At 73.6% G+C, this 250-nt stretch carries 1 pseudogene; it reads right to left on the bottom strand.

Annotated elements, in window-relative coordinates:
• Positions 1 to 250, bottom strand: a pseudogene (locus EOD29_RS36775) (DUF2147 domain-containing protein); the annotation flags it as partial.

The raw sequence follows: 250 nt of genomic DNA, 5'->3' as shown, positions 1-250 counted from the left end.
TCGGCGACGGCGGCCTGCGGGCCGGCGTGGCTGGCCGGTTGTGGTGCCGGTGCGGGTTCCTTGACGACTGGAGCGGGGGCGGCCGGAACAGGCGCAACCGGGATAGGCCGCGCGGTCATGGCGCCGAGCAGCGCGTTGAGCTCGTCTTCCAGGCTTCGCTCGGCAGAGGTTGCAGCCGGCTTGGCCGGCTCGGCTGCGGCGACCGGCGAAACCGGGGCCGAGACGGCCGGAGCAGGATCCTCGAATGACG

The sequence above is a fragment of the Mesorhizobium sp. M1A.T.Ca.IN.004.03.1.1 genome, assembly GCF_003997555.1.
Taxonomy (GTDB): Bacteria; Pseudomonadota; Alphaproteobacteria; order Rhizobiales; family Rhizobiaceae; genus Mesorhizobium.
Note: the sequence above shows the minus strand (reverse complement) of the source record. Positions and strands in the feature narration are given on the sequence as shown.